At 70.1% G+C, this 9,128-nt stretch carries 10 protein-coding genes; all 10 read left to right on the top strand.

All coding sequences use genetic code 11. The annotated features are described in order from the left end of the window. The first annotated feature begins 242 nt into the window (after positions 1 to 242). The 10 genes from pcaF to Q0112_RS16260 all read left to right on the top strand — a co-directional run bounded on the left by pcaF (position 243) and on the right by Q0112_RS16260 (position 9,064). The gene (gene pcaF / locus Q0112_RS16215) at positions 243 to 1,445 is read left to right on the top strand and encodes a 3-oxoadipyl-CoA thiolase (protein WP_297977019.1); all 1,203 of its coding nucleotides are present in this window, start codon (positions 243 to 245) and stop codon (positions 1,443 to 1,445) included. Between the two features lie 14 nt (positions 1,446 to 1,459). Further along, positions 1,460 to 2,452 carry a 1,2-phenylacetyl-CoA epoxidase subunit PaaA gene (gene paaA / locus Q0112_RS16220; protein WP_297977020.1) on the top strand — a complete coding sequence of 331 codons (993 nt, stop codon included), beginning with the start codon at positions 1,460 to 1,462 and terminating at the stop codon, positions 2,450 to 2,452. 50 nt (positions 2,453 to 2,502) lie between these two features. After that, complete coding sequence (gene paaB, locus Q0112_RS16225; protein ID WP_297977021.1) at positions 2,503 to 2,787, top strand: 1,2-phenylacetyl-CoA epoxidase subunit PaaB; 285 nt, start codon at positions 2,503 to 2,505, stop codon at positions 2,785 to 2,787. Between the two features lies 1 nt (position 2,788). After that, a complete protein-coding gene (gene paaC / locus Q0112_RS16230; protein ID WP_297977022.1) occupies positions 2,789 to 3,640 on the top strand; it encodes a 1,2-phenylacetyl-CoA epoxidase subunit PaaC in 852 nt (283 codons plus the stop codon). 7 nt (positions 3,641 to 3,647) lie between these two features. After that, positions 3,648 to 4,169, top strand: coding sequence for a 1,2-phenylacetyl-CoA epoxidase subunit PaaD (paaD, locus tag Q0112_RS16235; protein ID WP_297977023.1), 522 nt, complete (start codon positions 3,648 to 3,650; stop codon positions 4,167 to 4,169). A 20-nt stretch (positions 4,170 to 4,189) separates the two neighbouring features. Beyond that, positions 4,190 to 5,263 (top strand): 1,2-phenylacetyl-CoA epoxidase subunit PaaE, encoded by a 1,074-nt coding sequence (gene paaE, locus Q0112_RS16240; protein ID WP_297977024.1) that lies wholly within the window; start codon positions 4,190 to 4,192, stop codon positions 5,261 to 5,263. Positions 5,264 to 5,274: 11 nt separating this feature from the next. Continuing rightward, a complete protein-coding gene (locus Q0112_RS16245) occupies positions 5,275 to 6,039 on the top strand; it encodes a Phenylacetic acid catabolic protein (protein ID WP_297977025.1) in 765 nt (254 codons plus the stop codon). Positions 6,040 to 6,048: 9 nt separating this feature from the next. Then, positions 6,049 to 8,118, top strand: coding sequence for a phenylacetic acid degradation bifunctional protein PaaZ (gene paaZ / locus Q0112_RS16250; protein WP_297977026.1), 2,070 nt, complete (start codon positions 6,049 to 6,051; stop codon positions 8,116 to 8,118). 14 nt (positions 8,119 to 8,132) lie between these two features. Next, positions 8,133 to 8,591 carry a nuclear transport factor 2 family protein gene (locus Q0112_RS16255; RefSeq protein ID WP_297977028.1) on the top strand — a complete coding sequence of 153 codons (459 nt, stop codon included), beginning with the start codon at positions 8,133 to 8,135 and terminating at the stop codon, positions 8,589 to 8,591. 182 nt (positions 8,592 to 8,773) lie between these two features. Further along, a complete protein-coding gene (locus tag Q0112_RS16260) occupies positions 8,774 to 9,064 on the top strand; it encodes an antibiotic biosynthesis monooxygenase (protein WP_297977029.1) in 291 nt (96 codons plus the stop codon). The last annotated feature ends 64 nt before the right edge of the window (positions 9,065 to 9,128 follow it).

Consider the following 9,128-nt stretch of genomic DNA (forward strand, 5'->3'; position numbering starts at 1 on the left):
GCGGCGCTGATCGGCAGGCCGTCGAGCAGGCGCGCCAGCGACGGCGCGCCGGGCGCCTCCCCGGCCGTTCGCCCCCTTTCCATGCGCACCATCACACTCTCGATACCGCCGCGCCGCGAGCCTTCCAGAAGCGTCACGGCATGTCCAATTTTTTTCCGGGTCGTGTGACACTTTTCTGCTATACATTGACCGACCGGTCGGCTAATGTCTGCCTGCAAGCAACGACTCGGGGGGAGCACTGAATGGACGCCTTCATCTGTGACGCGGTCCGCACGCCGATCGGGCGGTATGGCGGCGCTCTCGCCAGCGTTCGCGCCGACGATCTCGCGGCGGTCCCGCTCCGGGCGCTGATGGAGCGCAACCCCTCGGTGCGCTGGGAGGAGGTCGACGACCTGATCTTCGGCTGCGCCAACCAGGCCGGCGAGGACAACCGCAACGTCGGCCGCATGGCGGTGCTGCTCGCGGGCCTGCCGGTCGCCGTCCCCGGGACGACCATCAACCGGCTCTGCGGCTCCGGCATGGACGCCATAGGCCAGGCCGCCCGCGCCATCCGCTCGGGCGATGCCGACCTGATGCTCGCCGGCGGCGTCGAGAGCATGACCCGCGCCCCCTTCGTGATGCCGAAGGCCGAGAGCGCCTTCTCGCGCTCGAACGCGGTCTACGACACGACGATCGGCTGGCGCTTCGTGAACCCGAGGATGAAGAAGGAATTTGGCGTCGACTCGATGCCGCAGACTGCCGACAACGTGGCGGCCGACTTCGGCGTCTCCCGCGCCGACCAGGACGCCTTCGCCGCCCGCTCCCAGGCCCGCTGGGAGGCGGCGCAGAAGACCGGCAGGTTCCGGGACGAGATCGTCCCGGTCACCGTGCCGCAGCGGAAGGGCGACCCCGTCGTCGTCGATACCGACGAGCATCCGCGCCCGGGCACCACGGTCGAGACGCTGGCGAAGCTGAAGGGCGTCAACGGCCCCGACCTCTCGGTCACTGCCGGCAACGCCTCGGGCGTCAACGACGGCGCGGCGGCGCTCGTGCTCGCCTCCGAGGCGGCGGCGAAGGCGCACGGGCTGACCCCGAAGGCCCGCGTCGTCGCCATGGCCGCCGCCGGGGTCGAGCCGCGCATCATGGGCATCGGGCCGGCGCCGGCCGCGAAGCGGGTGCTGGCGCGCGCCGGTCTCTCCATCGGGCAGATGGACGTGATCGAGCTCAACGAGGCCTTCGCGTCGCAGTCGCTCGCCACGCTCAGGGAGCTTGGCCTGCCGGACGATGCGGCGCATGTTAATCCCAATGGCGGCGCGATCGCGATGGGCCATCCGCTCGGCATGTCGGGCGCCCGGCTGGTCACCACCGCCATGTACGAACTCAACCGCCGCGGCGGCCGCTACGCGCTCTGCACCATGTGCATCGGGGTCGGCCAGGGCATCGCGGCAATCATCGAACGCGTCTGAGGAGGAAGCCAGTCATGTACGCCCAGCTCGTCTCGACCGACGGCCTGAAGAAGCCCGAGGAGATGACCCCCGAGGAGCGCGCCTTCCAGGAGCGCATCGACCGCGGCGAGAAGATCGAGCCCAAGGAGTGGATGCCCGAGGGCTACCGCAAGACGCTGATCCGCCAGATCGGCCAGCATGCGCATTCCGAGATCGTCGGCCAGCTGCCGGAGGGCAACTGGATCACCCGCGCGCCGACGCTGGAGCGCAAGGCGATCCTGCTCGCCAAGGTGCAGGACGAGGCGGGGCACGGGCTCTATCTCTACTGCGCCGCCGAGACGCTCGGCGTCAGCCGCGACGAGCTGATGGAGCTGCTCCACAAGGGCAAGATGAAGTATTCGTCGATCTTCAACTACCCGACGCTGACCTGGGCCGACATGGGCGCGGTCGGCTGGCTGGTCGACGGGGCGGCGATCATGAACCAGGTGCCGCTGCAGCGGACCTCGTTCGGGCCCTACAGCCGGGCGATGATCCGCATCTGCAAGGAGGAGTCGTTCCACCAGCGGCAGGGCTACGCCATCATGATGAAGATGGCTTCCGGCACGCCGGCGCAGAAGGCGATGGCGCAGGATGCGCTGAACCGGCTCTGGTATCCGTCGCTGATGATGTTCGGGCCGTCCGACAAGGACTCGGTGCACAGCGCCCAGTCGATGGCCTGGAAGATCAAGATGAACACCAACGACGAGCTGCGGCAGAAGTTCGTCGACCAGACCGTGCCGCAGGCCGAGTATCTCGGGCTGACCGTCCCCGACCCGAACCTGAAGTGGAACGAGGAGAAGGGCGGCTACGACTTCTCCGAGCCCGACTGGTCGGAGTTCTTCGACGTCATCGCCGGCAACGGCCCCTGCAACAAGGACCGGCTCGGCGCCCGGGTGAAGGCCTGGGACGACGGCGCCTGGTTCCGCGAGGGGCTGGTCGCCCATGCCGAGAAGGCCGCCGCCCGCAAGGCGCCGGTCGCCGCCGAATAGCAGCCAGGAAGGTGCCGCGAGGCATCGCCCGAGTCTTAGGGAGAGAAAGCATGTCCAAGGAATGGCCGCTCTGGGAAGTCTTCATCCGGGGCCAGCACGGTCTGAACCACCGCCACGTCGGCAGCCTGCACGCGCCGGACGCCGAGATGGCGATCCTGAACGCGCGCGACGTCTACACCCGCCGCAACGAGGGGGTGTCGATCTGGGTGGTGAAGTCGGTCGACATCACCGCGTCGAGCCCGTCGGAGAAGGGGCCGCTCTTCGAGCCCTCGAACTCCAAGGTCTACCGTCACCCGACCTTCTACGACATTCCCGAAGAAGTGGGGCACATGTAAGATGCCGTCGCTCCCCGACATGAACACGCCCGACGTCGCCGAGCTGGCGCGTGGCGCCGCGGCCGCGAGCCGCGCGACCGAGGTCCCGACGCCGGACGCCGGCCAGGAGGCCTTCTTCGAGGCGCTGCTGCGCATCGGCGACTCGACGCTCATCCTCGGCCACCGCGTCTCCGAATGGTGCGGCCACTCGCCCGCCCTCGAGGAGGACATCGCGCTGGCCAATGTCGCGCTCGACCTGATCGGGCAGACGCAGATGTGGCTCGGCCTCGCCGGCGAGGTGGAGGGCAAGGGCCGCTCGGCCGACGATCTCGCCTACCTGCGCGACGCCTGGGACTTCCGCAACCTGCTGATCGTCGAGCGTCCGAACGGCGACTTCGGCCACACGCTGATGCGGCAGTTCCTGTTCGACGCCTATCACCTCGAGCTCCTGAAGGCGCTCGCCGGCTCCAGTGATCCGCGCGTCGCCGAGATCGCGGTGAAGGCCGCCAAGGAGGTCGCCTACCATCTCGAGCGGTCCTCGGATCTGGTGATCCGCCTCGGCGACGGCACCGACGAGAGCCACCGCCGGATGCAGGCGGCGCTCGAGGCGCTCTGGCCCTACACCGGCGAGATGTTCCTCTCCGACGAGAAGGACGCCGAGGCGGCCGCAGCCGGCCGCATCGCCGACCCGGCGAGCCTCAGGCCCGCCTGGGAGCGGACCGTCCGCGACGTTCTGGGCGCCGCGACGCTGACCATCCCCGAGGGCGCCTTCGCCCACAAGGGCGGCAAGCGCGGGGTCCATACCGAGCATCTCGGCTACATCCTCGCCGACATGCAGTTCCTGCAGCGCGCCTATCCCGGCGCCACCTGGTGAGATCGAGATGGCGACCGTTACCCGACCCAGCCCCAAGGAGGTCTGGGACTGGCTGAGCCATGTCCCGGACCCGGAGATCCCGGTCATCTCGCTGACCGACCTCGGCATCATCCGCGATGTCGCCTGGGACGACGATACCCTCGTCGTCACCGTCACGCCCACCTATTCCGGCTGCCCGGCCACGGCGGTCATCAACCTCGACATCGAGAAGGCGCTCCGGGAGAGGGGGATCGAGAAGCTGAAGCTGAAGCGGCAGATCTCCCCCGCCTGGACCACCGACTGGATCAGCGAGGCCGGCCGCGACAAGCTCCGCGCCTACGGCATCGCCCCGCCGATCGACGGCACCGCCGCCGACGGGCGCCTGATGGGGCGGGTCAACCGGATGACGGGCGGCAACCTCACGGTTCCCTGCCCGCGCTGCGGCTCGACCCACACGACCAAGGTCAGCCAGTTCGGCTCGACCCCGTGCAAGGCCAGCTACCGCTGCGACGACTGCCTGGAACCCTTCGACTACTTCAAGTGCATCTGAGCGGACTAAGGACAACAGAAATGGCACGCTTCCATTCCCTCGATGTCGTCGACGTCCGCCGCGAGACCCGCGACGCCGTCGTCGTCACCCTGAAGCCGCGCGACGAGGACGCCGCGCTCTTCGACTTCACCCAAGGGCAGTACCTGACCTTCCGCCGCAAGTTCGACGACGACGAGCTCCGCCGCAGCTACTCGATCTGCGCCGGCAAGGGCGAGGGGTGCCTCAGGGTCGGCATCAAGCGCGTCGACGGCGGCGCCTTCTCGACCTGGGCCAACGAGGAGCTGGAGCCCGGCACCACCCTCGAGGCGATGCCGCCGATGGGCCGCTTCTTCACGCCCATCGAGCCCGAGGCGGCGAAGAACTACCTCGGCTTCGCCGGCGGCTCCGGCATCACGCCGCTGCTCTCGATCATCAAGACCGTGCTGGCGGCCGAGCCGAAGTCGACCTTCACCCTCGTCTACGCCAACCGGCAGATCGGCTCGATCATGTTCCGCGAGGAGCTCGAGGACCTGAAGAACCGCCACCTCGGCCGCCTCTCGATCATCCACGTGCTGGAGTCCGAGGCGCAGGACATCGAGCTCTTCAGCGGCCGGGTGGACGCCGAGAAGTGCGAGGCGCTCTTCCGCACCTGGATCGACCTGCCCTCGATCGACACCGCCTTCATCTGCGGCCCCGAGCCGATGATGCTGGCGATCGCCGGCGCGCTCCGGGAGCACGGGCTCGCCGACGAGCAGATCAAGTTCGAGCTCTTCGCCTCCGGCCAGCCCGGCCGCGCGAAGAAGCGGGTCGCGACCTCCGAGGTCTCGACGTCGAACTCGACCGAGGCGACGGTGACCCTCGACGGCGCCACCCGCACCTTCCGCATGCCGAAGGCCGGCCAGAGCCTGCTCGACGCGGCGCTGGAGGCGAACATCGACGCCCCCTACGCCTGCAAGGCCGGGGTCTGCTCGACCTGCCGCGCCAAGGTGCTCGAGGGCGAGACCGAGATGGCCACCAACCATGCGCTCGAGGACTACGAGGTGCAGCAGGGCTACGTGCTGACCTGCCAGTGCTTCCCGCTGAGCGACAAGGTCGTCGTCAGCTACGACCAGTGAGGGAGAGAGAGATGTCCGAAGACACCGCGACCATGCCCATCGAGGACTACCTCGCCCAGGGCGGCCAGCTCACCTCGCCGGCCAACGTGCCCTCGCGCTACCGCGGCGAGCTGCTGCGGCTGATGGCCAGCTTCGTCGACAGCGAGCTGGCGGCCTCCGCCGGCTTCGCCGACACGATCAACACCGCGCCGAGCATCACCGCCCGCATCGCCGCCTGCAGGATCACCCTCGAGAAGGCCGACCACGCCGAGCGGGTCCTGAAGCTCATGGGCGACTTCGGCGCCGACGAGGGCCGCTACGCGACCCAGCATCCCTGGGCCGCCCGCCTGCCGCGCGACGCCGCGCTCGGCCAGGCACGGCACGGCAACGACATGCGCCTCGCCGTCTTCCACTATCCGATCGAGGGCTGGGCCGACGCCGTGGTGATGAACGTGCTGCAGGGCCTCGCCGCCGGCGTCACGCTCGAGGAGATGTCGAAGGTCTCCTATGCGCCGCTCGCCGACGTCTTCCGCGACATCGCCCCGCGCGAGAAGCGCCACACCGACCTCGGCCTCACCGGCCTCGCCGACCTCGTCGCGGGCGAGGAGGGCCGGGCTGCCGCCGCGGCCGCCGTCGCCTACTGGCAGCCGAAGGTCGCCGAGAGCTTCGGCACGATGAACTCCGCCCGGTTCGAGACGCAGAAGCGCTTCGGCCTCCGCCACCGCCCGAACGAGGCGCTGCTCGCCGACTGGACCGCAAGGGTCCGCGAGGCGCTGGCCCCGCTCGGCCTTGCCTGAGGAAGCCCCATGTCCGTCGACGTCACGAGCAAGCCCCGCACCCTCGAAAGCTACGTGGGCGGCGCGTGGGTGAAAGGCAACGGCAGGGGCCAGACCCTGCTGAACGCCGCCACCGGCGCCCCCGTCGCCCATATCGACTCCTCCGGCGTCGACTTCGCCGGCGCGCTGGCCTGGGGCCGCGACGTCGTCGGGCCGAAGCTCCGCAGGCTCTCCTTCCACGAGCGGGCGGCGATGCTGAAGGCGCTCGGCCAGAAGCTCATGGAGCTGAAGGAGGAGTTCTACGCCGAGAGCTTCGCCACCGGCGCCACCCGCCAGGACGGCTGGATCGACATCGAGGGCGGCGCCGGCACGCTGCTCTCCTACGCCTCCAAGGCGCGGCGCGAGCTCCCGAACACCCGCGTCCTCACCGACGGCGACGTGGAGCAGCTCTCCCGGGACAATTCCTTCTCCGCCCAGCACATCCTGACCCCGCTCGAAGGGGTCGCCGTCCACATCAACGCCTTCAACTTCCCGGTCTGGGGCATGCTGGAAAAGGTCGCCCCGACCTTCATCGCCGGCGTCCCCTCGATCGTGAAGCCGGCGAGCCAGACCGCCTACCTCACCGAGCTCGTCGTCCGCCGCATCGTCGAGTCGGGCATCCTGCCCGAGGGCGCCATCCAGCTCATCGCCGGCTCGACCGGCGATCTGCTCGACCATGTCACCGGCCAGGACGTCGTCACCTTCACCGGCTCGGCCTGGACCGGGCGCAAGCTGCGCTCGCATCCGGCCATCGTCGAGAACTCGGTCCGCTTCACCATGGAGGCCGACAGCCTCAACGCCTCGATCCTCGGCCCCGACGCCGCCCCCGGCACGCCGGAGTTCGACCTCTTCGTCAAGGAGGTCGCCCGCGAGATGACGGTGAAGGCCGGCCAGAAGTGCACCGCCATCCGCCGCGTCATCGCGCCGCGCGCCTTCACCGACGCGCTCGTCGCCGCGCTCGGCGACCGTCTGGCGAAGACCGCGCTCGGCGATCCGGCGAACGAGGCGACCCGCATGGGCCCGCTCGCCAGCCTCGACCAGCGCAGGGAGGTGCGCGAGCGCATCCGCGAGCTGCAGCAGGAGGCGGAGATCGTGGCGGGCGACCCCGACGAGGTCCGCGTCGCGTCGGGCGACGCCGAGAAGGGCGCCTTCCTCAACCCGGTCGTCCTCTTCGCCGACAGCCCGCTCGGCAAGGACGCCATCCACGACGTCGAGGCCTTCGGCCCGGTCTCCACCGTCATGCCCTACGACGACATCGGCGAGGCCATAGCGCTCGCCAGGCGCGGCAAGGGCTCGCTCGTCGCCTCGGTCTTCACCGACGACAAGGCCATCGCCGAGGAGGTCGTGCTCGGCCTCGCCCCCTTCCACGGCCGGGTGCTGATCGGCAACCGGCTGAGCGCCAAGTCCTCGACCGGCCACGGCTCGCCGCTGCCGGTCCTCGTCCACGGCGGCCCCGGCCGCGCCGGCGGCGGCGAGGAGATGGGCGGCATCCGCGGCGTCAAGCACTATATGCAGCGCACCGCCGTCCAGGGCGCCCCGCGCCTCCTCTCCGCCGTCACCGGCCGCTGGATCGAAGGCGCCGATGCTTCCAGCGACGGCACGCATCCGTTCCGCAAGTCCCTGGCGGAGCTCAGGATCGGCGACCAGCTCGTCACCGCCACCCGCACCGTGACGCTGGAGGATATCGAGCATTTCGCCGGCTTCACCGGCGACACCTTCTACGCCCACATGGACGAGGCGGCGGCGAAGGCGAACCCCTTCTTCGACGGCCGCGTCGCCCACGGCTACCTGATCGTCTCCTTCGCCGCCGGTCTCTTCGTCGACCCGGCGCCGGGCCCGGTCCTCGCCAACTACGGCGTCGACTCCCTGCGCTTCCTGACCCCGGTCTATCCCGGCGACACGCTCGGCGTGCGGCTGACCTGCAAGGAGATCAACCCGCGCTCCGGCGCCGAGCACGGCGAGGTGCGCTGGGACTGCCAGGTGACCAAGCAGGGCGGCGCGCTCGTCGCGCAGTACGACGTTCTCACCATGGTGGCGAAGACCTGGCCGCCCGCCGCATAGCCGCCGGAGGCCGCGTGCCCGGCCGCCTGCTGCCGCTCGTCCTCGCGTTCGCCGCCATCCCGGCGTACGCCGACCCGGCGGCGGACGCGGCGGCCATCCGCGCGCGGTTGACGGCCTGGGCCGCCGCCTTCAACGCCCGCGACGCCGCCGGCGCCTGCGACCTCTTCGCCCCGGACCTGCAGTATGCGCTCCCGGAGGAGCCGCGGGGCACCCGGGCGACGATGTGCGGCAACCTCGCGCAGGTGCTGGCGCGCGACGATCTCCGCCTCCGCTATGACGCGCCCGAGGTGCACGAGGTCATCGTCTCGGGCGACCTCGCCGTCGTCCGGCTGACCTGGACGCTCACCGCCGCGGCGCAGGGCGGGACCGAGACGACGACCGAGGAGGGGATGGACGTCTTCCGGCGCCAGCCGGACGGCCGATGGGCGATCGCGCGCTTCATCGCCTTCGCTCCGGGCGCGCCGCCGCGTTAAGCAAGGTTAAGAACTGGTTGACGGCGGCTAGGGTTTCCCAGCAATATCAATCACATGACCTTTTGGGCACACGTGCCCACCCGGCGGGCGGCGGCAGGCCTCGCGCCGATTATCCGGCGCGAATCGTCTGGATCCGGCCCGGCATCGGTGCGACGTAGCATCTGGTGCCAAGGGAGGAGAGGATGTTTCTGGAGATCGCCGAGATCACCGTCACCGACGCTGCCGGCTTCGAGGCGGCGGTGGCCAGGGCCCGCCCGCTCTTCCTCGGCGCCGAGGGCTGCCACGGGATGGCGCTGCACCGCGTGGTCGAGACGCCCGAGGTCTACCGGCTGGTGGTGAAGTGGCGCACCGTCGAGGACCATATGGAGACCTTCCGCGGGTCGGAGGCCTTCCAGGCCTGGCGGGCGCTGGTCGGTCCCTTCTTCGCCGGCCCGCCGAAGGTCACGCATTCGCGCGAGGTCCCGCTCGGCTGAGCATGCCCGGTCCGGGGAGCAGGGAGCGCTGCGGCCGATCCGCCTGATCCCGGACCGATCCACC

The organism is uncultured Amaricoccus sp. (assembly GCF_937858865.1).
Taxonomy (GTDB): Bacteria; Pseudomonadota; Alphaproteobacteria; order Rhodobacterales; family Rhodobacteraceae; genus Amaricoccus.